20 protein-coding genes are annotated in these 22,974 nt (G+C 72.6%); 9 read left to right on the top strand and 11 right to left on the bottom strand.

Going from position 1 to position 22,974, the window contains the following annotated elements; genetic code table 11:
* Nucleotides 1–24: 24 nt before the first annotated feature.
* Complete coding sequence (locus tag AC1DUQ_RS00785; RefSeq protein ID WP_477073274.1) at nt 25–1,686, bottom strand: glycoside hydrolase family 13 protein; 1,662 nt, start codon at nt 1,684–1,686, stop codon at nt 25–27.
* Nucleotides 1,687–1,761: 75 nt separating this feature from the next.
* Between AC1DUQ_RS00785 and AC1DUQ_RS00780 the strand changes: the two genes are divergently transcribed.
* A complete protein-coding gene (locus tag AC1DUQ_RS00780; RefSeq protein ID WP_477073270.1) occupies nt 1,762–2,982 on the top strand; it encodes an ROK family transcriptional regulator in 1,221 nt (406 codons plus the stop codon).
* Here AC1DUQ_RS00780 and AC1DUQ_RS00775 read toward each other — a convergent pair.
* Genes AC1DUQ_RS00775 through AC1DUQ_RS00765 form a run of 3 tightly spaced genes read right to left on the bottom strand, consistent with a single transcriptional unit; the run spans nt 2,979 to nt 4,961 of the window.
* Nucleotides 2,979–3,737, bottom strand: a complete 759-nt coding sequence (locus tag AC1DUQ_RS00775) for an SCO1664 family protein (RefSeq protein ID WP_477060635.1) — start codon at nt 3,735–3,737, stop codon at nt 2,979–2,981. The two genes, AC1DUQ_RS00780 and AC1DUQ_RS00775, sit on opposite strands and share 4 nt — an antisense overlap.
* Nucleotides 3,728–4,255, bottom strand: coding sequence for a DUF3090 domain-containing protein (locus tag AC1DUQ_RS00770; protein WP_477060636.1), 528 nt, complete (start codon nt 4,253–4,255; stop codon nt 3,728–3,730). Before AC1DUQ_RS00770 ends, AC1DUQ_RS00775 begins: the two co-directional genes overlap by 10 nt.
* A gap of 10 nt (nt 4,256–4,265) precedes the next feature.
* On the bottom strand, nt 4,266–4,961 hold the full coding sequence (locus AC1DUQ_RS00765) for an MSMEG_4193 family putative phosphomutase (protein ID WP_477060637.1): 696 nt from the start codon (nt 4,959–4,961) through the stop codon (nt 4,266–4,268).
* A 154-nt stretch (nt 4,962–5,115) separates the two neighbouring features.
* Here AC1DUQ_RS00765 and AC1DUQ_RS00760 point away from each other — a divergent pair, with 154 nt between their 5' ends.
* On the top strand, nt 5,116–6,012 hold the full coding sequence (locus AC1DUQ_RS00760; RefSeq protein WP_477060825.1) for an SDR family oxidoreductase: 897 nt from the start codon (nt 5,116–5,118) through the stop codon (nt 6,010–6,012).
* 61 nt (nt 6,013–6,073) lie between these two features.
* On the opposite strand, the gene AC1DUQ_RS00755 is transcribed toward AC1DUQ_RS00760, so the two are convergent.
* Together AC1DUQ_RS00755 and AC1DUQ_RS00750 are read right to left on the bottom strand one after the other, a co-directional pair.
* The gene (locus tag AC1DUQ_RS00755) at nt 6,074–10,375 is read right to left on the bottom strand and encodes an nSTAND1 domain-containing NTPase (protein ID WP_477073269.1); all 4,302 of its coding nucleotides are present in this window, start codon (nt 10,373–10,375) and stop codon (nt 6,074–6,076) included.
* Between the two features lie 504 nt (nt 10,376–10,879).
* Nucleotides 10,880–11,077 carry a hypothetical protein gene (locus AC1DUQ_RS00750; RefSeq protein WP_477060639.1) on the bottom strand — a complete coding sequence of 66 codons (198 nt, stop codon included), beginning with the start codon at nt 11,075–11,077 and terminating at the stop codon, nt 10,880–10,882.
* Nucleotides 11,078–11,159: 82 nt separating this feature from the next.
* On the opposite strand from AC1DUQ_RS00750, the gene AC1DUQ_RS00745 reads away from it, so the two are divergent.
* Nucleotides 11,160–11,783 carry a CGNR zinc finger domain-containing protein gene (locus AC1DUQ_RS00745; protein ID WP_477073268.1) on the top strand — a complete coding sequence of 208 codons (624 nt, stop codon included), beginning with the start codon at nt 11,160–11,162 and terminating at the stop codon, nt 11,781–11,783.
* Nucleotides 11,784–11,841: 58 nt separating this feature from the next.
* Here the strand turns inward: AC1DUQ_RS00745 and AC1DUQ_RS00740 are convergent, their stop codons facing one another.
* On the bottom strand, nt 11,842–13,560 hold the full coding sequence (locus tag AC1DUQ_RS00740) for a phospholipase D family protein (protein ID WP_477060641.1): 1,719 nt from the start codon (nt 13,558–13,560) through the stop codon (nt 11,842–11,844).
* A 161-nt stretch (nt 13,561–13,721) separates the two neighbouring features.
* Between AC1DUQ_RS00740 and AC1DUQ_RS00735 the strand changes: the two genes are divergently transcribed.
* Nucleotides 13,722–14,165 (top strand): hypothetical protein, encoded by a 444-nt coding sequence (locus AC1DUQ_RS00735; RefSeq protein WP_477060642.1) that lies wholly within the window; start codon nt 13,722–13,724, stop codon nt 14,163–14,165.
* Nucleotides 14,166–14,218: 53 nt separating this feature from the next.
* Here the strand turns inward: AC1DUQ_RS00735 and AC1DUQ_RS00730 are convergent, their stop codons facing one another.
* The 3 genes from AC1DUQ_RS00730 to AC1DUQ_RS00720 are packed head-to-tail and all read right to left on the bottom strand — an operon-like array spanning nt 14,219 to nt 16,814.
* Entirely contained in the window at nt 14,219–15,415 is a 1,197-nt protein-coding gene (locus AC1DUQ_RS00730; RefSeq protein WP_477073267.1) for an acetyl-CoA C-acetyltransferase, read from the bottom strand.
* Nucleotides 15,412–16,053 carry a CoA transferase subunit B gene (locus tag AC1DUQ_RS00725; protein ID WP_477060644.1) on the bottom strand — a complete coding sequence of 214 codons (642 nt, stop codon included), beginning with the start codon at nt 16,051–16,053 and terminating at the stop codon, nt 15,412–15,414. The genes AC1DUQ_RS00730 and AC1DUQ_RS00725 overlap by 4 nt, the downstream gene beginning before the upstream one ends.
* Nucleotides 16,050–16,814 (bottom strand): CoA transferase subunit A, encoded by a 765-nt coding sequence (locus AC1DUQ_RS00720; protein WP_477060645.1) that lies wholly within the window; start codon nt 16,812–16,814, stop codon nt 16,050–16,052. Before AC1DUQ_RS00720 ends, AC1DUQ_RS00725 begins: the two co-directional genes overlap by 4 nt.
* A 158-nt stretch (nt 16,815–16,972) precedes the next feature.
* Here AC1DUQ_RS00720 and pdhA point away from each other — a divergent pair, with 158 nt between their 5' ends.
* The 3 genes from pdhA to AC1DUQ_RS00705 are packed head-to-tail and all read left to right on the top strand — an operon-like array spanning nt 16,973 to nt 20,513.
* Nucleotides 16,973–18,094, top strand: coding sequence for a pyruvate dehydrogenase (acetyl-transferring) E1 component subunit alpha (gene pdhA, locus AC1DUQ_RS00715; protein ID WP_477073266.1), 1,122 nt, complete (start codon nt 16,973–16,975; stop codon nt 18,092–18,094).
* Entirely contained in the window at nt 18,094–19,101 is a 1,008-nt protein-coding gene (locus tag AC1DUQ_RS00710; protein ID WP_477060647.1) for an alpha-ketoacid dehydrogenase subunit beta, read from the top strand. The genes pdhA and AC1DUQ_RS00710 overlap by 1 nt, the downstream gene beginning before the upstream one ends.
* The gene (locus AC1DUQ_RS00705) at nt 19,098–20,513 is read left to right on the top strand and encodes a dihydrolipoamide acetyltransferase family protein (RefSeq protein WP_477060648.1); all 1,416 of its coding nucleotides are present in this window, start codon (nt 19,098–19,100) and stop codon (nt 20,511–20,513) included. Before AC1DUQ_RS00710 ends, AC1DUQ_RS00705 begins: the two co-directional genes overlap by 4 nt.
* Before the next feature lie 33 nt (nt 20,514–20,546).
* Here the strand turns inward: AC1DUQ_RS00705 and AC1DUQ_RS00700 are convergent, their stop codons facing one another.
* Entirely contained in the window at nt 20,547–21,137 is a 591-nt protein-coding gene (locus AC1DUQ_RS00700; protein ID WP_477060649.1) for an SACE_7040 family transcriptional regulator, read from the bottom strand.
* 109 nt (nt 21,138–21,246) lie between these two features.
* Between AC1DUQ_RS00700 and AC1DUQ_RS00695 the strand changes: the two genes are divergently transcribed.
* Complete coding sequence (locus AC1DUQ_RS00695; RefSeq protein ID WP_477073265.1) at nt 21,247–22,845, top strand: carboxyl transferase domain-containing protein; 1,599 nt, start codon at nt 21,247–21,249, stop codon at nt 22,843–22,845.
* Between the two features lie 5 nt (nt 22,846–22,850).
* The coding region (locus AC1DUQ_RS00690; protein ID WP_477073273.1) for a biotin carboxylase N-terminal domain-containing protein at nt 22,851–22,974 on the top strand (124 nt) is incomplete at its 3' end.

Raw genomic sequence — 22,974 nt, 5'->3', positions numbered from 1 at the left:
AGTCATCGAACGGCAGGGTTGCCGTCAGTGGTCGCGTTGCAGCCAGACAGTGGTCTCCGCGGGCACCTCGTGGGCGTCGAGCGGCGAGCTCGACACGACCACCCGCCCTGCCGGCAGCGGCACCGGGGAGCTCCCGAAGTTGGTGACGGACGTCCAGCCGCCGGGTCGCGCGAACGCGACGACGCCAGGGGCAACTGGCGTCAGCCACTCCAGCGCCTCGCTGGTCTGCAGGCGCCGCCGCTCGGCCAGGGCTCGCCGGTAGAAGCTCAGGGTGGAGCCCTCGTCTGACGCCTGGGTCTCGACCGCGAAGCGATCGAAGTCGGCGGGGACCGGCAGGTGCGCCCGCTGGTCACCGAAGCCGAGCGTCGGACCCTGCGTGGCCCACGGCAGCGGGACCCGGCAGCCGTCGCGCCCCTTCTGCGCACCCCGGGAGCGCAGGAACGTCGGATCCTGCAGGACGTCCGCGGGCAGGTCGGCGACCTCCGGGAGGCCCAGCTCCTCGCCCTGGTACAGGTACGCGGAGCCGGGCAGGGCCAGGGTGAGGAGGGTCGCCGCACGGGCCCGGCGGCGGCCGCGCTCCTCGTCGGGGCGCGGCTCGGCGCCGTCGTGCAGGAGCCACGCGTTCAGGTCGGTGCCCTCGGGCAGCGCGTACCGGGTGGCGTGCCGCACCACGTCGTGGTTGGAGAGCACCCAGGTGGACGAGGCGCCGGACTCGCGGGCGAGCGCGAGGTTCTTGTCGATGATCGCGGAGAACGACGTCGCGTCCCAGCCGGCCTCGAGCAGGTCGAAGTTGAAGGCCTGCCCCAGCCCGTCGGGGGAGGCGTAGCGGGAGCGCCGGTGCGCGGGGACCCACGCCTCCGCGACGGCGGTGCGGGGCGGGTCGTACTCGTCGAACAGCCTGCGCCACTCGCGGTAGATGTCGTGGACCTCGTCGCGGTCCTGGAGCGGGTGGGCGCCTCCCCAGATGTCCGCGTCCAGCTCCGCCTGGCTGGCGAGCGGCTCGGTGAGGTCCTTGGCCAGTGCGTGCGCGACGTCGATGCGGAAACCGTCGACCCCCCGGTCGGCCCAGAACCTGAGCGTGGTGAGGAACTCCTGGCGCACCTCGTCGTCGGCCCAGTTCAGGTCGGGCTGCTCCCGGGCGAACAGGTGCAGGTACCACTCGCCGTCACCGACGGGCTCCCACGCCGGGCCGCCGAAGATCGACGTCCAGTCGCTCGGCGGGAGCTCGCCGCGCTCGCCGCGGCCCGGCCGGAAGACGTAGCGCTCACGCGCCCTCGAGCCCGGAGGCGAGGCGAGCGCCTCCTGGAACCAGACGTGCCGGTTCGAGGTGTGGTTGGGGACGATGTCGACCACGAGCCGGATGCCGGCGCCGTGGAGGGCCGCGCGCAGCTCGTCGAACTCCTCCAGCGTGCCGATGCGCGGGTCGACGGCCCGGTAGTCGTCGACGTCGTAGCCGCCGTCGGCCAGCGCAGACGGGTAGAAGGGGCTCAGCCACACCGCGTCGACCCCCAGCTCGCGCAGGTAGGCCACCCTGCTGGTGATGCCGCGCAGGTCGCCGATGCCGTCGCCGTTGGAGTCGGCGAAGCTGCGCGGGTAGATCTGGTAGACGACGGCCTGCCGCCACCAGGCCGCGTCCTGCTGCTGTGGGCCGGCAGACGTGCTGCCGGTTGCTGCCAGAGTCGACACCCGTTCCTCCGTATTGATGTAGGTCCTAAATTTAAGACCTGCCATTAAAGTGGCACCGTCGACCGAGGAGGTCAAGTGGTTGTCCGGACTCCGGTGGCGTCGCGGCACCTGCGCGACGCCAGCGCGCGGCTGGTGCTCGAGCACCTCTGGGACGTCGACGAGGTCACCGGATCGGCGTTGATCGAGGCCACAGGGCTCTCGCGGGCGACCGTGCACGACGTGTGCGACGAGCTCATCGAGCACGGCTGGGTCACGGAGCTGGAGAGCCAGCGCACCGGGAACGACCACCGCAAGGGACGGCCCGCCCGCCGGTACGCGTTCGACGCGCGCGCCGGGGTGGTCGTCGGCGTCGACGCCGGTCAGCACCGGATCAGCGCCACCGTGACCGACCTGCGGGGCGACGCGCTCGCGAGCACGGTGCTGACCGTGGAGCCGGAGGACGGGACCGTCGCCCGGCGGCTCGCCCTCATCGAACAGGCCACGTTCGCCGCCCTCGAGGACGCGGGTGCGTCGCCGCCGAGCGTGCTGGCGCTGGCGGTCGGTGTGCCTGCTCCCGTGGACCGTGACGGCCGCACCACGTTCCAGGACAACCCGTTCTGGGAGCTGATGAACCCCGACATCGCCCGCCACCTGCGCGACCGGCACGGCTGGACGACGCTCACCGACAACGACGCGAACCTGGCGGCGATGGCGGAGCACTGGCGGGGGCACGGGGCGGGTGCGCGGTGCCATGTCACTCTGCTCGCCGGCGAGCGGTTCGGCGCGGGCGTCGTCGACGACGGTCGTCTGCTGCGCGGTGCCCACGGCGGCGKGGGGGAGATGCGCTACCTGGACTTCGTCGAGGGGGTGGGGTCAGCCGACGGCATCGCGGCGGTGGTGCGCGCCGACGCCCGCGCCCAGCTGCACCGGCTGGACGGTCAGACCGGCTCGTCGCAGCTCCAGGACCTGGACCCCGCGACGCTGGACGCGGCGAGCGTCTTCGCGGCCGCCCTGGACGAGGACCCTCTGGCGGTCAGCGTCGTCGAGCACGTGGCGGCGCTCCTGGCGCGGGTGGTCGCGACGTTCGCAAGCATCTACGACCCGGAGCGCGTCATCATCGCCGGTGCCGTCGCCGAGTCCTGCGGGCCGCTGCTGGAGCTCGTGCGGCGCGACCTCGACCRGTACGTCGACCCACCGGGCATCGAGGTCCTCGCGTCGGAGCTGGGCCGCGACATCGTGACCGTCGGGGCCGTCAAGCGAGCCCTGGACCACGTGCGCGCGCATGCGCTGGAGATCGCACCGGCCAGGGTGCTCTAGAAGAAGGGCCACGGGAACGCCGGCATGGCGCCCGACGGACCGGGGAAGACGCCGTTGCGCACCAGCCGGTCGCAGCGGTCCGCCAACGCCTCCAGCTCCTCGCCGCTGAGCAGCTCGGACAGGGCCCGACCGAGGTCGCCGTCCAAGCCCGCGCGCACCCGCTCGACCCCCGCGACCTCAGGGGGGTCCAGCGAGTCGCCTCGCCATCCCCACAGGACCGTCCGCAGCTTGTGCTCGACGTGGAAGCTGACCCCGTGGTCGACGCCGTAGCGGTGGCCGCCGTGCATCGGCAGGACGTGGCCGCCCTTGCGGTCGGCGTTGTTCACGACGACGTCGAAGACGGCCATCCGGCGCAGCGCGGGGGAGTCCTCGTGGATCAGGCTCACCCGCCGGTCGTCCTCGTCCACGCCCTCGAACACGGCGCGCCAGCCGTCGCGGGGAGCCCGGACGAGGTCGACCGGATCCTGCTCGGGGTCGGGTTCCTGCCAGACCTGCACCATGCCGTGACCGAGCGGACCGTCGCGCAGGACGGTGGTCGGTACGACGTCCCACTCGAACGCCTCCGAGACGAGGTACGCGGCCGCTTCCCGGTTCGCCAGCGTCCCGTCGGGGAAGTCCCACAGGGGCCGCTCGCCGGCGACCGGCTTGTAGACCACCTGCGCCTCGCCGATCGTCGCGAGGAAGGTCGCGTTCGACGCGACCGTGATGCGCCCGACGAGCTCGAGCTCACCCGCGCGGAGGTCGGTCAGCTGCACACGTGGCCGTCGTCGATCGGCTGGCCGCACAGCGGGCACAGCGGCCGGCCCGACCGGACCACCTGCCGGGTGCGCTGGACGAACGCCCGCGCGGTCCCCACCGGCATCCGGACCAGGAGCACCTCGCTCGCGTCCTCGGGTTCGGGTGCCTCCTCCTCGTCGGTCTCGTCCAGCGGGAACGCCTCCACGACGACCTGCGCGGTCGACGGGTCCCACCCCAGGCGCAGCAGCCCCGTGCGGAACTGCTCCTCGACGGGCTGGTCGAGAGGCTCGTTGTCGACGAGCTCGGCGGGGGCGGCGGCGGGCACGCTGAACCGGTTGCCCTCGTCGGCCATCAGCGCGTCGAGGATCTCGTCGATCTTCTCGGCGAGCACGGCGGACTGCTCCTTCTCGAGCCCGACGCTCGTGTTCCGGGCGCCGTCGCGCACCTGCAGGTAGAAGGATCGGGAACCTGGGGGGCCGACGGTCCCGACGACGACACGGTCGGGCCAGTCGAACTGGTGCACAAGGGCCGGCATGGTGCCCATTTTAGGAGCGTGCAGCCGATTCCGGCCCGGCGCCGCCGCCCACCTGCGCGTCGCCGACCGGTCCGGCGGCGCCCAGCCACGAGAGGTCGCCGGAATCGGTGTTGGTGGCCACGACCTCGGGGCGAGTCGTCCCGTACCTGATGATCGAGACCGATCCGGGGTTGACGCCGAGGCGCTGGAAGAGGTCGAGACCCATGCCCAGCGCGTCCGCGAGGACGGACTTGATGATGTCTCCGTGGCTCACCGCCACCCACACGGCGCCGGCACCGTGCTCCGCCTCCAGCTCCGCGTCGAGCCGACGGATCGCCTCCACCGACCGGGCCTGCATGGTGGCCATCGACTCGCCGCCCGGGAACACCGCGACCGACGGCCGGGTCTGCACCACCGACCACAGCGGCTCCTGGGCGAGCTCCTTGAGCGGTCGCCCCTGCCACTGCCCGTAGTCGCACTCGACGATGCCGGGCTCGAGCCGCGTCCGCAGCGCGTGGCGCTCGGCGATGGTCCGCGCCGTCTGCCGGCACCGCGCCAGGGGGCTCGAGATCACCGCGACCACCGGCACCGCCGCGATCCGTTCGGCAGCGCGCTCGGCCTGGCTGCGCCCGACTGCGTCCAGATCCACCCCTGCGGCCCGACCGGTCAGGATCCCCGCGACGTTCGCCGTGCTCCGACCGTGCCGGACGAGGATGACTGTGGCCATGCCCTGGAGCCTAGGCACTGCGGGAACCAGGCGAGGTCGCGGAGGCTCACGGAACGGCGACGCGCGAGCGGGGTCTGACAGGGCGCCGCTATCGTCACCGGACAGGATCGATATCGTTATCGATCTGCCCGCCGTGAAGGAGATGACGATGACGATGTCGCCCGATCAGCTCACGTTCGACAACCCCGTCGAGCGCCACGCGCACATCAAGCCGCACGCCTCGTGGCAGCCGCTGCCGGGACTCGACGCGGAGCTCGACCCCAAGGCGGACCACGGTGAGACCAGCTACCGCGGTACGGGTCGTCTTCCCGGCCGCAAGGCGCTGATCACCGGCGGCGACTCGGGCATCGGTGCGGCGGTCGCCATCGCGTTCGCGCGCGAGGGTGCGGACGTGGCCCTCAGCTTCCTGCCCGAGGAGCAGGTCGACGCGGAGGCCATCGCGGAGCACGTGCGGGCGGCCGGTCGCACGGCGGTCCTGCTCCCCGGTGACATCCGGGACCGGGAGTTCTGCCGGTCCCTCGTCGCCGACGCGGTCGACGGCCTCGGTGGGCTCGACATCCTGGTGAACAACGCGGCGCACCAGGTCTACCACCAGAGCTTCGACGAGCTCGACGAGGCCGACCTGGACCGCACGATCCAGACCAACCTGTACGCGATGTTCTGGATCACGCGCGACGCCCTGCCGCACCTGGGCCCGGGCTCGACGATCATCAACAGCACGTCGGTCCAGGGGTACAACCCGTCGCCGATGATCATCAACTACGCGTCGACGAAGTTCGGGATCATCGGCTTCACGAAGGCCCTCGCCGCCGACCTCGCCCCTCGTGGCATCCGCGTGAACGCGGTGGCACCCGGGCCCGTGTGGACGCCGCTGCAGGTCTCCGACGGGCAGCCCACCGAGAAGCTGAACGGCTTCGGGGAGTCGTCGTGGCTCGGCCGGACCAGCCAGCCGGTCGAGCAGGCGCCGGCGTACGTGTTCCTCGCCTCGCCGGAGTCCAGCTTCGTCGTGGGGGAGGTCATCAACGTCAACGGCGGGGCGAACGTGCCGTGACGTGCGGGCCGCAGCCGAGGTCGCTGACCGTGGTTCCCGGCCGCGTGGGCCGGCACACAGGTCAGCCTTGTCCCGTGCGACACGTCGCGCGGTACGGACCCAGCGCGGAGGCGTAGGTCGCCCACTCGACCTCGGTGAGGTTGCGACCGGCGACCCGGCAGGCGGCCGAGCTGAGGTGGACGGGGTCGAGGTCCCACTCGGCGACGCCCTGGGCGACGGTGACCAGCACGGCGGCGCCGTCGGGGCGCAGGTAGCCCGGGTAGGTGATGCGAGTGCCGTACGGCAGCGAGGTGCCGACGGGCACGCTGACCTCCCGGTACCTGGGTGTGGAGCTCGGGATCGGCTCGCCGAGCCGGATCCCCGCGTCCACGTCGTAGACGCTGACGCTCTGGTCGTTGGCGGCGGCGATCAGGATGGTGCCGTCGTCGGAGAACTGCAGGTTGGAGATGGCACCGCGCGCGCCCGGCAGGTCCCGGAGCGTCTGCATGGTCCCGCTGTCGACGAGCGAGATCGAGCCGCGTCGGGCGACTGCGAGCAGTCCGTCGTCCCGCAGGGCGACCGCGTCGGCGCCGAGCCGTGCCGGACCGAGGGGCTTGCCGGTGCGGCCGTCGTACATCTGGAGGACCGTGGTCGTCCCGGAGTCCGCGGACACCGAGCCGGTCTGGTCCTGGATTCCGTCCTCGAGCGCGATCGCCACCAGCGAGCCGTCCGAGGTCGCGGACATGTCGATGACGTCCTGGTCGCGGCCGTCGATCGGGTCCGGATCCCACTCCTGCGCGTCTCTCCTGCCCTCCCACAGCTGCCAGCCGGTCATCACCACGTACGCGCGGTCGCCCGACGGGGCCGACCAGATCTCCCTGGCGTGGTCGRGCACGCGCAGGCCGCCCGGTACGTCCTGGCCGGTCTGCACGTCGATCGAGTGCAGGAAGTGCTCGCCCGGCACGTAGGCCGTGACGATGCCCCGGAACAGCCACTTGGCACCGACAACCGAGTCGGGCAACGCCTGCACCTGGCTGTCCGTGCGCGGGTCCCACACCGCGTACGACGTGAGGTCCGCCGTGCTCTGTGCGTCCGTGGGTCGGCGCGCGGTCAGGAACATTCGGCCGTCCGGGTCGTACCCGGCGACGGCCACGGAGCCTCGGGCCAGGAGCCGCGTCACCGGGCCGGACCCGTCGACCATCCAGCGCGTGATCACCGGCGCGCCGGCGCCGAACACGACGAGCTCGCCCTGCGAGACCGACAGCTCCCCGACGTCGCCCCGCTGGATGTCGAGCTCGACCCCGTTTTCGGCTCCGGTGGTGAGGCTGCGTTCGCGCACGACTCCGAACCGGTCGCCGCAGAGCACGAGGCCGGCCTCGAGAGCCACGGTGGCCCACGAGCACGAGTCCCCGCCGTCGGCTCCGAGGTCGGCCGTCCACGCGACCGTCCCGGTGGACGGCGCGGCGGCCAGCATCGAGGACGGTCCGATCAGGACGACGAGGTCGTCCCCGGCAGCGACGGCATGGTCATCGACGACGGCGCGCCTGCCCGGGAGGTGCTGGTAGACGGGCGACTGGTTCAGGGTGCCTTCCACTCCGCTGCGACGCCTCTGGGCGGACGGCGCCGGGGTGTCGATGGTCCGCAGCGTGACGAGCGAGGTCGGGTCGAGCACGCGGACGGGGCCGTCCGATGAACCCACGACGAGCCGCCCCGAACCGTCGAACGCTGCGGCGGCCTTCCCGGCGCTCTCGGCGGTCGCGAGCACGACGCCGTCCTCGACCCGCCACGACGTCACGGAGCCGTCGTTGCCCGCGACGGTCACGACCACCTCTCCGTGCGGGTCGATGGCTAGCCCACCCACTGGTCCGGTCGTCAGCGGGCCGAGGAGCCGCGTCCCGGTGGCGATCTCGTCGACGGTCAGGGACCTGCCGGCCTGGATCGCCACCCGGGTGCCGTCGTCGCTGACCCGCACGAGCGGGCGTGGCCCTTGGTCCGACGGCGCGACTGGATCGAAGGTGCGGATGATGGAGCCGTCGTCCGTCTCGATCAGCTGGGGAGCGCGGGCATCCACGACGACGATCGATGTCGCGGTCCCCGGGACGGTCGACCCCGCGATGCGTACGGCGTCGGGGACGCGTCGGTAGCTCACGAAGCCCGGGGCGGCGGTGAAGGTGCTCAGCAGCGCCGAGCGAGCGTGCGCGTCGCCGGGTGCGCGGCGGTAGGCCTCGACGGCGAGCAGGGCCGCCGCGTCGCGGTTGGTCGCCTGCAACGCGATCGACTGGTTGACCAGCACCTGCAGCTCGGCGGCGTCCCGCGCCCGGGCAGCGTCCGACCGGCTCACGCCCGCCACCGAGGCGGCCACGATCGCCAGGACGAGGACGGCGACCACGCCCGACAGGGCTGTCCGCAGCCGACGGTTCTGCCGGGCGTCGCGCGCCGCTCGCAGCGCGAGCTGGTCCTCGTCCGCCCGGCGAAGCGCCTGTGCCGCGTCGAGGAAGTCGCGCTCGTCGGCAGTCAGGTCGGGGTTCGTCGTCGTCCGCCACTCGAGGGCCACGTCCAGGCGGGCCCCTCGGTACAGCTCGCCGTCCGGGCGCCCGAGGGTGTCCCAACCGTCCGCGGCAGCGTTCAGGTGCCGCAGGACGCGCACGCCGGCCGCGTCGTCGTCGAGCCACGTCCGCAGACGGGGCCAGGCACGCACCAGCGACTCGTGCGCGATCTCGATCGTGCCCTCGTCGGCGGTGAGGAGGCGCGCCCGGACGAGGTCACTCATGACGCGATCTCGGCCACCGTCGAGGCCCAGGGCACGCACGGGTTGGCGACGGTGGATCGCACCGCCGTCGCCCGACGGCGTCACCAGGCGCAGCAGCAGGGCGCGGCACGTGGCACGGTCCGCTGCCGAGTACCCCTGGTACACGCGCTCGGCGGTCTGCGCGACGGCGGCGGAGATACCACCGGACGCCCGATAGCCGTCGACGGTCAAGACCGAACCGTCGCGTCGGCGCCAGGTCTCGACGAGGGCATGGGAGAGCAGCGGGAGCGACCCGGCACCGTCGCCGGCCTCGTTGACGAGCAGCTCGACCAGACCGTGCTCGAGCCGCAGGCCGGCCTGCCGGGCCGGTTCCTCGATGACGTCCCGCAGCTCGTCGTCGGTGAGCGGCCGGACCAGGTGCAGACCCTTCTCGGTCAGCTGCGCCAGACGGCGGTCGATGCTCAGCCCGGCGATCTGGTCGGCCCGCACGGTGACGACGACCAGGCGATCGTCGGTCGCGGCCGCGAGCAGGCGGCAGAAGTCGCGGACGACGTCCTCCCGGAACCCGCCGACGAACAGGTCTTCCAGCTGGTCGACCACCAGGGCCGACGTCGCCGGGGTGCTCCCGAGCGCCTCCCGGAGGGTGCCGACGGGGTCCGGGCCCGGCATGACGACCACGGGGGAAGCGCCGTGGCGACTGAGTGCCGCGGCCACGCCGGCGCGCGCCAACGAGCTCTTGCCGGCTCCCGACGGCCCCGCGATCACGAGGAGCGGGTGGTCGTGCAGGCGGGTGACGCAGACCTCGGTCTCGGCGGTACGACCGAAGAAGTTCTCGCTGTCGTCGACGCCGAACGCGGCGAGGCCTCGATAGGGGCAGTCATGGTGGCGGGCCGGCGCGGGTTCGACAGCAGCGAGCCTCGGGTCGTGGTGGAGGATCTGCTGCTCCAGGTCGGTCAGCTGTGCGCCCGGGTCGACACCGAGCTCGCTGACCAGGTGCCGGCGGGCGTCCCGCAGGGTGAGCAGGGCATCTCCCTGTCGTCCGCAGCGGTACTGCGCCAGCGCCAGGATCGCCCACCGCCGTTCGCGGAGCGGGTCCTGTTCGAGCAGCTTGCGGGCCTCGCTCGCGACCGTGCGGTGCTCGCCCGCGGCCAGCTGCGCGTCGAGGAGGTCCTCCTCGCAGGTGGACCGCAGCTCGTTCAGCCGCGCCACCTCGCTCGCGGCGCCGGACCACTCGCGCAGCTCCGTGAACGGGTCTCCCCGCCAGAGCGCCAGCGACCTACTGAACGCGCTCGCGGCGCGGTCCGGCTCCCCGGATGCGGCGAACGCACGCGCGCGGGCGACCCCCTCGTCGAACGTGTCGACGTCGACCTCCCCGGGCGGCAGGTCGAGCCGGTACCCGCCCTGGCAGGTGATGACCGCGCCCGTCGGCAAGGCCTTGCGCAGGTGACCGATCGTGGCCTGCAGCTGCTTCGGCCACGTGCCAGGTGGGTCCGGACCCCAGCTGGCGTCCGCGAGCTCGTCGAGGCTGACGGCGAGAGGGCGGCGCAGCACCAGAGCGCAGAGGGCCGTCCTCGCCCGGGGGCTCAACGACGCAACGCCATCGAGCTCGATCGGCCCCAGCACACGGACGGCCATCTCCGCAGTGTGTTCCCGCTGTCCGGGACGGTCAATCGCGCGCATACCGGGTGTATACCGGCGGAGCGACGGCCTGATACCGCCCGGTCCGACGGTCGTCGCATGAACCGATCACGACGTCCCCATGTCACGACCTTGCTGAGCTTCGACTTCGAGCAGGAACCGGAGCCGACTTCTTCGCCCGAGCCGCCACGACACGCTGCTCGACGCGCCGGCGCCGCGGCTGTGCTGGCGGTCTCGGCCTTCCTCGTCCTCCACCCGCCGGACGTGGTCGGGGGAACGCCGGTGCCGGAACCGAGCTCGTCGGCCGCCCCGTCGTGCGGGCTGGCGATCCCGTGCTCACCGTCCGGTGAGGTCGCGGCCCGGTGGGCGCAGGAGAGAGAGGCGGCGCGCCTGGCACGCGAGCGCTGGCTCGGTCGATGCCCGCCACACCCGTTCGAGTCTGGCCGGGTACCGGCTCCGTGCGGATCCGACGGAGCTCCGCCGACCCCGTGAGTCGACCCCTCAGTGGGAGACGGCCGCTCGGCCGCCCCGCGGATCCAGCAGCTCGGCCACCCACCGCATGACGTGGGCGACGTGCGGCCGTACGACGTGCCGACGCCGCGGCCGATCCAGCTCGGGCACCACCGGCGCCTCGGGCATCGCCGAGTGCGCCAGGTTCCAGGTGGCCCTCGTCCCGACGAACGCAAGTCCCTCGATCATCATGACCTCGCTACCAGTGAAACGGGTTATACCGGTAGTCTACGAGTGCGCTACCATCAAAACAAGATATGGAGGCAGCAGAATGCAGATGGTCCCGGAGCTCGTCGGCGGCGCGCTGTGCCTCGACATCGCGAACTCGGTGGACGGCCGCGTCCTCGACGAACCGGTGGACTACCTCGCGACGTACGCCGACCTGGTCGACTGGGTGACGCGCGCCGGTGGTCTGTCGCCCGCGGACTCGGACGCACTCCTGGCTCTCGCCGACGCCGACCCCGAGGCCGCCGCGCAGGAGCTGGTCCGCGCCCGCGCCCTTCGCGAGGCCGTGTTCGCCCTGTTCTACGGACGCGCGACGCACGGCCGTGCGGACACCGTGGCAGTCCAGGAGGCCTTCACCGACGCGCTCCGGCACGGCCGGCTCGCGCCGGGCGCCGACGACAGCCTGCGCTGGACGTGGGACCCGGACCTGCAGCTCCCGCGCTGGCTGGTCGCGCGGTCGGCGGTCGAGCTGGCGACGAGCGGCGCGCTCGGCCGGGTCAAGGCGTGCGCGTCACAGGACGGCTGTCAGTACCTGTTCGTCGACACCTCGAAGAACGGCAGCCGCCGGTGGTGCAGCATGGCCGACTGCGGCAACCAGGCGAAGTCGAAGCGGCTCACCGAGCGCCGCCGCGCGAGCCGTCCCGCTCAGGCCACCAAGCCGCTGCGGTAGGCCGCAGCGCCTCCAGCTCGCGCGGCGTCATCGCGCTGTCGGCCGCGACGGCAGGTGTTCAGTGCTCTCCGCGCACCTGCATCCACCGCGGCCGCCCGTCGGGATCCACGACGAGGTCGTACACCGGAGCCGCGAGCAGGCGCTGCCAGAGGGGGAGCTGCACGGCGTGGTGCGCCCGCAGCCGGCCGGGCGGGCGCGGGCCCGAGCGGCCGCCGTCGTGCCAGGCGTCGAGGGCCGCCGCGCTCGAACGGACGGCCTCGAACGCGTCGTCGGGGTCGATCAGCCCTTCGTCGTCGTCGCGATCGAGATGCTCGCGGCACAGCTCGAGCCGGAGCTCGCGCGCGAAGCGGCGGGCACCGTCGCCCAGACCCGCGGGGTCGCGCGGCTCCCGTCCGTCCCGGCGCGAGTCGAGGATCGCCGCGGTGAGCTCGGAGTCGTGGGTCCACGACCGACGGTTGAAGTTGTCGCTGCCCACGGTGGCCCAGACGTCGTCGATGACGCAGACCTTGGAGTGCACGTAGACGGGGTCACCGTCGTGGTTCTCGACGTCGACGACCTGGACGCGGTCGCCACCGGCGGCGCGCACGATCTGCAGGGCTCGAGCGTGGCCGAGCCGCACCGGCGGCAGGCCCAGGCGGGAGTCCTCGTCCGGAAACCGGGGGACGACCGCGATCAGGTGCAACCGGGGCTCGCGGCGCAGGGCGGCGGCGAACACGTGCGCGACCTCGGCCGACCAGAGGTACTGGTCCTCCACGTAGACGAGGCGCCGGGCTCGCCGCAGGGCCTTGGCGTACCCGCGGGCGGTGCTGCGCTCGCCGCCGGGCGCGAACGGGTACGCGGGACGGCGGTGCGGGTAGGTGCGCAGGAGCTGGACCGCGCAGGTGCCGGCAGCAGGCGGGTCCGGGCTCGGCGGCGGGAGCAGGCTGGGCCGTCGGTCCTCCCCGTGCGCCAGGTCCGGGACCACCTGCCACGGCAGCCGGGACAGTGCGGCCGGGTCCTCCCACCGCTCCCGGAACACGTCCTCGACGTCGCGGACGGCCGGGCCGCGGATCTGGACGTGGACGTCGTGCCACGGCGGCCGCGGCCCGTACTGGTGGGCGAACGGCACGGCCTGGGGATCGCCGCGGTGGTCGGCGTCGTCCCGCCTCCCGCGCGCCAGGTCGATCCCGCCGAGCAGGGCGACGTCGTCCGCCGGCCGCTCCGGGTGGCGGATGACGACGAACTTCTGGTGGTGGCTGCCGACGGCGCGTACGCGCTGGTCGAGCAGCACCTCGCCGCCGACGTCGTTGAGGCTCTCGGAGAGGTTGCGGTTCTCCTCGTTCGAGAACCGCAGGCTGTCGATGTGTGAACGCCACACCAGACCCTTGACGAGCGCGCCGCGGAGCACGGCCGCCGACAGCGCCTCGGTGACCGTCTCGCCACTGTCGGTCAGCTGTTCGTCGGGATCCCCGCGCCAGTCGGTGAAGAGCACCACGTCGTTCTGGCCCGCCCGTGCCAGCGCCTCGGCGAGGACGGCGAAGTACGTGTAACCGTGCACGAGCGGGCGCACCGCGTTGCCCTCGGTCCAGGGCCGGATCCTCGTCGCATCGTTGCCGCGCTGCGGTCCGGTGAGGAACCAGCCCAGCTCGGTGCGCCCTGCGGCGATCGCCGGCAGGCGCACCCCGGACCGGGTCGCGCGACGCAGGTGCGACCTGAGGCTGAGCGCGGTGAGCGCGAAGCGGTGCACGGGACAAAACTCGCACACGTGGCGGCGGCCGGCCACGCGCGAGACCGGCACCCGAGCTCGACCTCGCGACCTCGTGGTCCGCGGGTGCACGCGCTGGGCGAACGGGTGACGGGGCTGGCCCAGGTGCGCGCGCGTGCCGATGATCGTGGTGCACGACCTGCCCGCTCCGCCGTCATGACGGCGTTCGTACGGGCTCGACGAAGGAGTTCGCCATGGGCAGCACCCCCCGGTCCAGGTTCCCGCGCCGCAACCTGGTCGCGAAGGTCGGCATCGGGCTGGCCGTCGCCGTGGGTGCGGTCGGTGTGGCTGTCGCCCCCGCGATCGCCGACTCGGCGGTCGACGACGGCGGTGACCAGGTGGTCGTCTCGCCCACCGACGAACCGACAGCCGAACCGACGACGGAGCCCACGGAGGTCCCGGTCGTCGAACCGACCGTCGCACCGTCGGACGATGCGGCAGACGACTCCGAGGATGCCGTGGACGGTGCCGCCGACGCAGACGGGCCTCCGGCCGACAGCTTCGGTGCGTGGGTGTCGACGCAGGCGCACGAGGGCGGCGTGGACGGCCAGGCGATCTCCGAGGCCGCGCACGAGCGCAACGACGCGCGCCGTGCTGCCAAGGCCGTGGCGACGCCGAAGCACCCGCGCGACAAGTAGCGTCGATCGGCTCCTCCTTCACCGCCCCACGCCGACGTTCGGACGCCTGTCGGTCACGCTCGGTCGCGGGAGAGCAGCAGCGCCTCGCCCTGCCCGCCTCCGCCGCACAGGGAGACGGCCGCGCGTCCGTGTCCCCGCCGTGCCAGCTCAGCCGCGGCGTGGCCGGCCAACCGCGCCCCCGACGCCCCGATCGGGTGCCCGAGCGCGATCGCGCCGCCGTGCAGGTTCGTCTGCTCCAGCGGATAGGCGAGATCGCCGAGCGACTGCACCACCACGGAGCCGAACGCCTCGTTGATCTCGAGGAAGTCCACGGTCGACAGGTCCCAGCCACCCCGCGCCAGCGCAGCCGAGATGGCCGCCGACGGCTGCGAGTGGAGCGAGTTGTCCGGCCCAGCCACCTGCCCGGACGCACCGACGGTCGCGAGCCACGCGAGCCYGCGTTCCTCGACGACCTCCCGTGCCATCACCACGACGGCGGCGGCCCCGTCGGTCAGGGGTGACGCGTTGCCCGCCGTGATCGTCCCGTCGGCCGAGAAGGCGGGCTGCAGCGCCGCCAGCGACTCCAAGGACGTCTCGGGCCGAAGGCCTTCGTCCGCCGACACGACCACGGGGTCGCCCCGGCGCTGGGGCACCTCCACCGGCACGATCTCGTCGGCGAACACGCCGGAGGACGCGGCCTCGGAGGCCCGCCGGTGGCTCGCCACGGCCACGGCGTCCTGCGCCTCCCGCGGGATCGACAGCGCCTTGTTCCCGCGCTCGGTCGACGACCCCATCGACTCCCGGTCGAACGCGTCGGTCAGCCCGTCGAACGCCAAGGAGTCCACCGCCTGGATGTCCCCGTAGGTCCACCCCCGACGCGATCCGGGCAGCAGGTGCGGCGCCTGGCTCATCGACTCCTGCCCGCCGGCCACCACGATCGACGCCTCGCCGAGCCGGATCATCCGGGCGGCGTCGATGATCGCGGTCAGCCCGCTGAGGCAGACCTTGTTGATCGTCGTCGCCGGCACGGTCCACGGGATGCCGGCCTTCACGGCCGCCTGCCGGGCGGGGTTCTGGCCGGCGCCGGCCTGCACGACCTGGCCCATGAGGACCTGGTCCACGTCACCGGGATCGACCCCGGCCCGCGACAGGGCGCCGCGGATCGCGACGGCACCCAGCGATGCGGCGGACAGGGACGAGAGCGCGCCGTTCAGGCGAGCCATCGGCGTCCGCGCGAAGGACACGATCACGACCTCGCGGTCCGTAGTCATGAGAGCACCACCTCCAGTGGAACCATCGAGGTCGCCGCCAGGACCTCGTCGACGGACACCCCGGGCGCGCACTCCCGAAGGACCAGCCCGTCCGGGGTGACATCCAGGACCGCCAGGTCAGTGATGATCCGATCCACCACCCCGACCCCCGTCAGCGGCAGCGTGCACTCCGGCAGGATCTTCGCCGACCCGTCGCGTGCCACGTGCTCCATGAGGACCACGATCCGCTTCGCCCCGTGCACGAGGTCCATCGCGCCACCCATGCCCTTGACCATCTTCCCGGGGATCATCCAGTTGGCGATGTCGCCGCCGACGGAGACCTGCATGGCCCCGAGGATCGCGACGTCGACCTTGCCGCCGCGGATCATGGCGAAGGAGGTCGCCGAGTCGAAGTACGACGCGCCGGCAGCGATCGTGATGGTCTCCTTGCCGGCGTTGATGAGGTCGGGATCGACGGCGTCGTCGGAGGGGTACGGCCCCACCCCGAGCACCCCGTTCTCCGACTGCAGGACGACCGAGACTCCCGGCGGGACGAACCCGGGTACGAGCGTCGGAAGTCCGATCCCGAGGTTCACGTACGACCCGTCGGACAGCTCCAGCGCCGCCCGCGCCGCCATCTGCTCACGCGTGAGGCTCATGAGACCGTCCTCCGCTCGATGCGCTTGTCGGCGACCTCGGCGGGTGAAAGTGGGACCACGCGGTCCACGAAGATCCCCGGCAGATGGATCGCATCGGGGTCCAGAGTCCCGACGGGAACGAGCTCTTCGACCTCCGCGATCGTCACGGCGCCGGCCGCTGCGCACAGCGGGTTGAAGTTCCGCGCTGAGGCGTGGAAGACCAGGTTCCCGAGTCGGTCACCGGCCGCGGCGCGCACCAGAGCGAAGTCCGCAGTGATCGCCTCCTCGCGCACGAACTCGTGCGAGACCCCTCGCACGGAGAACGTCTCGACCGGCTTTGGGGGCGACGAGACGAGCACCGAACCGTCGGGGGAGTACCGCCACGGCAGCCCCCCGGAGGCCACCAACGTCCCCACCCCGGTCCTGGTGTAGAACGCCGCGATCCCGCTCCCACCTGCACGAAGACGCTCGGCGAGGGTGCCCTGCGGGGTCAGCTCCACCTCGAGCTCCCCGGCCAGGTACTGCCGCGCGAACTCCTTGTTCTCGCCCACGTACGAGGCGATGATGCGCCGGATACGACCCGCCTGCAGCAGCAGGCCGAGCCCCCAGTCGTCCACGCCGCAGTTGTTGCTCACCACCTCCAGGTCCTGGACGCCGGAGTCGAGCAGAGCGTGGATCAGCACGCTCGGGATACCGCACAAGCCGAACCCACCGACCGCGAGGGTCGCCCCGTCGGGGATGTCGGCTACCGCCTCGACGGCGGACTGGACGACCTTGTCCATTCTTGCCTCCTGTCGACGAGGTYATTGTGCGCCGACCGGTCGACACTCGCGCCAGCCCATGGGCACAAGGTCCCTTGCGGACTTACCCTGRCGGGACATCAGGCAATGGGGCCTAGCTTCACGAGAGCGACGGTTCCGCCACCACAACGGAGCGAAACATGTTGCGTGCAGATGTGTCACCCAGCCGTGCCCTGCCCACCCATCAGCAGGCGGAAGCGCTGCAGCTGGTGACCCCCGACGGCGTCCGTCGAGCAGACCCGGAGTACGACCCGTGGATCGCCGACGTCGACGAGGAGCAGCTCGAAGCCCTCTACGAGGACATGGTCGTCGTGCGCCGCTTCGACACCGAGGCGGTCGCGCTGCAGCGACAGGGACAGCTCGGGCTGTGGCCCCCGCTCCTGGGCCAGGAGGCGGCGCAGATCGGCTCCGCCCGCGCCCTGCGCAGCGACGACTTCGTGTTCAGCAGCTACCGCGAGAACGGCGTCGCGTACTGCCGGGGCGCCCAGCCGACCGACCTCATGCGCGTCTGGCGGGGCACCGCGCTGGCGGGCTGGGACCCGCGCGCGATCGGGATGGCGACGCCGCAGGTGATGATCGGCTCGCAGACCCTGCACGCCACCGGGTACGCGCTCGGCTGCGTCAAGGACGGCGTCGACTCGGTAGCCGTCGCGTACTTCGGCGACGGCGCCACCAGCCAGGGCGACGTGCACGAGGCCATGGTCTTCGCCGCGACGTTCCACGCCCCGGTGATCTTCTTCTGCCAGAACAACCAGTGGGCGATCTCCGAGCCGGTGGGCCTGCAGGCGCAGCGCCCGATCGCGGACCGCGCGGCCGGCTACGGCATCCCCGGCATCCGGGTGGACGGCAACGACGTCCTCGCGGTGATGGCCGCCACGCGCTCCGCCCTCGACCGGGCTCGACGCGGCGACGGCCCCACGTTCATCGAGGCGGTCACCTACCGGATGGGCCCGCACACCACGTCCGACGACCCCACCCGGTACGTGAACCCCGAGGACAAGGCGCTCTGGGCCGCCAAGGACCCGATCGCCCGGCTCGAACGGCTGCTGCACACGCGCGACGCGCTGTCCGAGGAGCGGACCTCCCAGATCAAGGAGAAGGCCGAGGCGTTCGCCGCGGCGATGCGCAGCGGCTGCTACGGGCTGCCGGTCCCCGAGCCGCTGAGCGTCTTCGAGGACGTGTTCGTGGACCCCACGCCCGCCCTCGAACGGCAGCGCAGCCAGTACGCCGCCTACCTCGCGATGTTCGACGAGGAGGCGTGATGACCACGATGACCCTGGCCGCGGCGCTGAACTCCGGCCTGCGGCACGCGCTCGACGACGACCCCACGGTGGTGCTCCTCGGCGAGGACATCGGCACCCTCGGGGGAGTGTTCCGGGTGACCGACGGGCTCCAGCGCGACTTCGGCGCCGACCGCGTCATGGACACCCCGCTCGCGGAGTCCGGGATCATGGGCGTGGCCGTCGGCCTGGCGTACCGGGGGTACCGGCCGGTCGTGGAGATCCAGTTCGACGGGTTCGTGTACCCGGCCGTCGACCAGCTGGTCACGCAGGTGGCGCGGATCCACTACCGGACCGGGGGCGCGGTCCGCATGCCGATCACCGTCCGGATCCCGTACGGCGGCGGCATCGGGGCGGTCGAGCACCACTCCGAGTCGCCCGAGGCCTACTTCGCCCACACGCCGGGTCTGCGCGTGGTCACCTGCGCGAGCCCGCAGGACGCGCACACGATGATCCGCCAGGCGATCGCGTGCGACGACCCCGTGGTGTTCTTCGAGCCGAAGCGGCGCTACTGGGTCAAGGGCGAGGTCGACGAGTCGTTCGACGACGTCCCGCTGCTCGACCGCGCACGCGTCGTCGTCGAGGGCACCGACGTCACGCTCGCCACCTACGGCCCGCTCGTCATCACCGCGCGCGACGCCGCACTGGCCGCGCAGGACGACGGGCTGTCGGTCGAGGTGGTGGACCTGCGCTCGCTCTCGCCGATCGACGTCGACACGCTTGAGGCCTCCGTGCGCAAGACCGGCCGGCTCGTCGTGACGCACGAGGCCCAGGCCAGCGGTGGTCTGGGCGCCGAGATCATCGCGAGCATCACCGACCGCTGCTTCGACGTCCTCAAGTCGGCCCCCGTGCGCGTGACCGGGTTCGACACCCCGTACCCCGCCGCGAAGCTCGAGGAGCACTTCCTGCCCGACCTCGACAAGATCCTCGATGCCGTCGACCGCGTGATGGGCAGACAGCACTCCCTGACCGGATGGAGGGCGTCATGACCACGATCCAGACCGTGACGCTGCCGGACCTGGGCGAGGGGCTCACCGAGTCCGACCTCGTGGAGTGGACCGTCGCCGTGGGCGACACCGTCGAGCTCAACCAGGTGATCGCCGAGGTGGAGACCGCGAAGGCGCTGGTCCAGCTGCCGTCGCCGTACGCCGGGGTGGTCGCCGAGCTGCTCGTCGAGCCGGGGGCGACCGTGCCCGTGGGGACCGCGCTGCTGACGATCGCGGTGGAGGCGCCGGTGGATGCCACGCCCTCGACGGCACCGACCTCGCAGCCCGCAACTGTGCCCGCGGCGGAGACCGACGCGGAGGCCGAGCCCGCCGCGCCCGAGCGGACCGCCGTGCTCGTCGGGTACGGGCCCCTGGTCGAGGGGTCGTCGCGACCTCGCCGCCGGTCGAAGTCGGAGGACTGGACCGCGGCGCACGCGGCCGCCGACGAGGTCGGTCTCGCCCTGGCGGGCGGTCGCATCGGGCCGAGGGTGCTGCCGCCGGTGCGCAAGCTCGCGCACGACCTGGGGGTCGACCTGAACAAGATGGAGGGCTCGGGCAAGGACGGGATGATCACGCGGGAGGACGTCCTCCGGGCGGTGTCCGGTGTGGACGTCTCGCCGGCGGCTCGGCGGCCCGACGCGTTGTCCGCCGCGCACCGCCCCGGCCTGGCCAGGCCTGTCGAGACGACGCCGACGCCCCGCCGCGACGAGTCCGCGCGCGAGGTCCGGACCCCGATCGCGGGGGTGCGCAAGCAGACGGCCGCCGCGATGGTGGCCAGCGCGTTCACGGCTCCGCACGCCTCGACGTCGCTGACGGTCGACGTCACGCCGACGCTCGACCTGCTGGAGGCGTTCGCGTCCGATCGTGCCCTGCAGGGCCACCGGATCTCGATCCTCACGCTCGTCGCCAAGGCGGTGACGATCGCGCTCGGTCGCAACCCGTCTCTCAACGCGCACTGGGACGAGGCTGCGGGGGAGATCGTCCAGTTCGGCTACGTCAACCTGGGCATCGCCGCGGCCACCCCGCGGGGGCTGCTGGTGCCGAGCATCAAGGACGCGGACCGCCTGCGGCTGCCCGACCTGGCGGACGCGATCGGTGCGCTGACCGAGAGTGCGCGGGCGGGGACGTCGACGCCCGCGGACCTGGCCGGCGGGACGATCACGATCACGAACATCGGGGTGTTCGGCGTCGACACCGGCACGCCGATCCTGGTCCCGGGACAGGCGGCGATCCTGGCGATGGGCGCGATCCGGCGTCGGCCGTGGGAGTTCCAGGACCAGCTCGCGCTGCGCAGCGTGATGACGCTCAGCCTGTCGTTCGACCACCGGCTGGTGGACGGGGCCGAGGCCGCGCGGTTCCTCGCCGACGTGGGGGCGATCCTCGCGCGGCCCGGGGTCGCCCTCAGCATGGTCTAGGCCTCGCGAGGGGGCCGATGAGCTACGTCGACCTCATCGGCCGAGGGCGGCCAGCGCCATCTGCTCCAGCACTGCCCGTGTGCGGGCCGCCGTCACCGACCGCGCGCTGTGCGGGGTCGAGTTGAGCAGCCCGAACGTCGCCTGGGCCCGCAGGCGCAGCTCGGCGCGGTCGGTGGTCGGGCTGAGCCGCGCGAGCACGTCGACCCACAGCTCGATGTAGCGACGCTGCAGGTCACGGACCGACTCGCGGTCCTGCGGGCCGAGCGCGGGCAGGCTCCGGTCCTGCACGCGGATCACGTCGGGGTCGCGCAGCGCGAAGTCGACGTGGAACCGCACGAGCGCGCGCAGGGCTGCGGAGGCGTCGTCCCCGGCCGAGTCGACGACCGAGCGGCCGCCGTCCAGCAGCCCCTGGCTGACCCCGACGAGCAGCGCCGCGAGCACGGCCTGCTTGCTGGGGAAGTGGCGGTAGACGGCGGGCCCGCTGACGCCGACCGACGAGCCCAGGTCCTCGATCGAGACCCCGTCGAACCCGTGGCCGGCGAACAGCCGGGCGGCCTCCGACAGCAGCGCGCTGCGGCGTTCGGCCTTGGCGCGGACGCGGGCGGTCGTGGGGGCCTCGGACATCGACTCGCGCTCCTCCATGGACAACGACGTGATCGAACACTAGCCTCCTTTCAGTTAGTAATCACTAACTCAGTTCGTCTCTCCCACCACCCCCGTGGAGACAGCGTCGATGGAGATGCTCAGCACGACGGCCGACCCCGCGGCGGACGCGTTCGTCGCGAACGAACGGGCCCAGCGCGCCCTCGTCGCCGAGCTCCGGGACCGGCTGCGCACCGCGGCCGAGGGCGGTCCGCTGCGCTCGCGGGAGCGGCACGTGGCCCGCGGCAAGCTGCTGCCGCGGGAGCGGATCGACGTGCTGCTCGACGACGGGAGCCCGTTCCTCGAGGTCGCACCGCTGGCGGCGCACGAGCTCTACGACGGCGAGGCCCCGGGCGCCGGGGTGATCGCGGGGATCGGACTGGTGCACGGCCGGCATGTCATGGTCCTGTCCAACGACGCGACCGTGAAGGGCGGCACGTACTACCCGCTGACGGTGAAGAAGCACCTGCGCGCGCAGGAGATCGCGCTCGAGAACCGGCTGCCGTGCATCTACCTGGTCGACTCCGGCGGCGCGTTCCTGCCGATGCAGGACGAGGTGTTCCCGGACCGCGACCACTTCGGCCGGATCTTCTTCAACCAGGCCCGGATGTCCGCCGAGGGGATCCCGCAGGTCGCGTGCGTGATGGGCTCCTGCACGGCCGGCGGCGCCTACGTGCCGGCGATGAGCGACGAGACCGTGATCGTGCGCGGCCAGGGCACGATCTTCCTCGGCGGCCCGCCGCTGGTGAAGGCCGCGACCGGCGAGGTGGTCACGGCCGAGGACCTCGGCGGCGGGGAGCTCCACTCGCGCGTCTCCGGGGTCACCGACCACCTGGCGGAGAACGACGCGCACGCGCTGCAGATCGTGCGCGACATCGTCGCGACCCTGCCCGTGCCCCGCGAGACCGCCTGGGAGGTCCACGAGAGCCGGCCGCCGAAGGTCGACGAGGCCCAGCTGTACGGGGTCGTGCCGACCGACCTGCAGACCGGGTACGACGTGCACGAGGTGGTCGCGCGGCTGGTCGACGGCAGCGAGCTGCACGAGTTCAAGCGCGAGTACGGCACCACGCTGGTCACCGGGTTCGCGCGGCTGCACGGGCACCCGGTGGGGATCGTCGCCAACAACGGGGTGCTGTTCAGCGAGTCGGCGGTCAAGGGCGCGCACTTCATCGAGCTGTGCGACCAGCGGGGGATCCCGCTGGTGTTCCTGYAGAACATCTCCGGGTTCATGGTCGGCCGCGACTACGAGGCCGGGGGGATCGCGAAGCACGGCGCCAAGATGGTGACCGCCGTGGCGACCACCCGGGTGCCCAAGCTGACGGTCGTGATCGGCGGCTCGTTCGGGGCCGGCAACTACTCCATGTGCGGGCGGGCGTACGGCCCACGGTTCCTGTGGATGTGGCCCGCGAGCCGGATCTCGGTCATGGGCGGCGCGCAGGCGTCGTCGGTGCTGGCCACCGTCCGCCGCGAGCAGCTGGGCGAGCAGTGGTCCGCCGAGGACGAGGAAGCCTTCAAGGCCCCGCTGCGGGAGCAGTACGAGACGCAGGGGAGCCCCTACTACTCGACCGCGCGGCTGTGGGACGACGGGATCATCGACCCCGCGGACACCCGGCGGATCCTCGGCATGGCCCTCGACGTGTGCGCCGGCGTCCCCCTCGGAGAGCCCCGCTTCGGGCTCTTCCGGATGTGAGCGCYATGTTCGGGACCGTGCTCGTGGCGAACCGGGGGGAGATCGCCTGCCGGATCGTCGCGACCCTCCGGAAGCTCGGGATCCGCTCGGTGGCGGTGTTCACCGACGCGGACCGCCGCGCGCTCGCTC

It is taken from the genome of Cellulomonas sp. P4_B5_2, from assembly GCF_056402235.1.
This window is presented reverse-complemented; position numbering and strand designations above follow the sequence as displayed.

Coding starts and splice junctions, on each gene's coding strand:
- AC1DUQ_RS00770 (WP_477060636.1), bottom strand. CDS start 4,255: ATGCCGGCCCTTGTGCACCAGTTCGACTGGCCCGACCGTGTCGTCGTC.
- AC1DUQ_RS00765 (WP_477060637.1), bottom strand. CDS start 4,961: ATGGCCACAGTCATCCTCGTCCGGCACGGTCGGAGCACGGCGAACGTC.
- AC1DUQ_RS00700 (WP_477060649.1), bottom strand. CDS start 21,137: ATGTCCGAGGCCCCCACGACCGCCCGCGTCCGCGCCAAGGCCGAACGC.
- AC1DUQ_RS00725 (WP_477060644.1), bottom strand. CDS start 16,053: ATGAGCCTCACGCGTGAGCAGATGGCGGCGCGGGCGGCGCTGGAGCTG.
- AC1DUQ_RS00705 (WP_477060648.1), top strand. CDS start 19,098: ATGACCACGATCCAGACCGTGACGCTGCCGGACCTGGGCGAGGGGCTC.
- AC1DUQ_RS00710 (WP_477060647.1), top strand. CDS start 18,094: ATGACCACGATGACCCTGGCCGCGGCGCTGAACTCCGGCCTGCGGCAC.
- AC1DUQ_RS00745 (WP_477073268.1), top strand. CDS start 11,160: ATGCAGATGGTCCCGGAGCTCGTCGGCGGCGCGCTGTGCCTCGACATC.
- AC1DUQ_RS00735 (WP_477060642.1), top strand. CDS start 13,722: ATGGGCAGCACCCCCCGGTCCAGGTTCCCGCGCCGCAACCTGGTCGCG.
- pdhA (WP_477073266.1), top strand. CDS start 16,973: ATGTTGCGTGCAGATGTGTCACCCAGCCGTGCCCTGCCCACCCATCAG.
- AC1DUQ_RS00720 (WP_477060645.1), bottom strand. CDS start 16,814: ATGGACAAGGTCGTCCAGTCCGCCGTCGAGGCGGTAGCCGACATCCCC.
- AC1DUQ_RS00750 (WP_477060639.1), bottom strand. CDS start 11,077: ATGATCGAGGGACTTGCGTTCGTCGGGACGAGGGCCACCTGGAACCTG.
- AC1DUQ_RS00760 (WP_477060825.1), top strand. CDS start 5,116: ATGTCGCCCGATCAGCTCACGTTCGACAACCCCGTCGAGCGCCACGCG.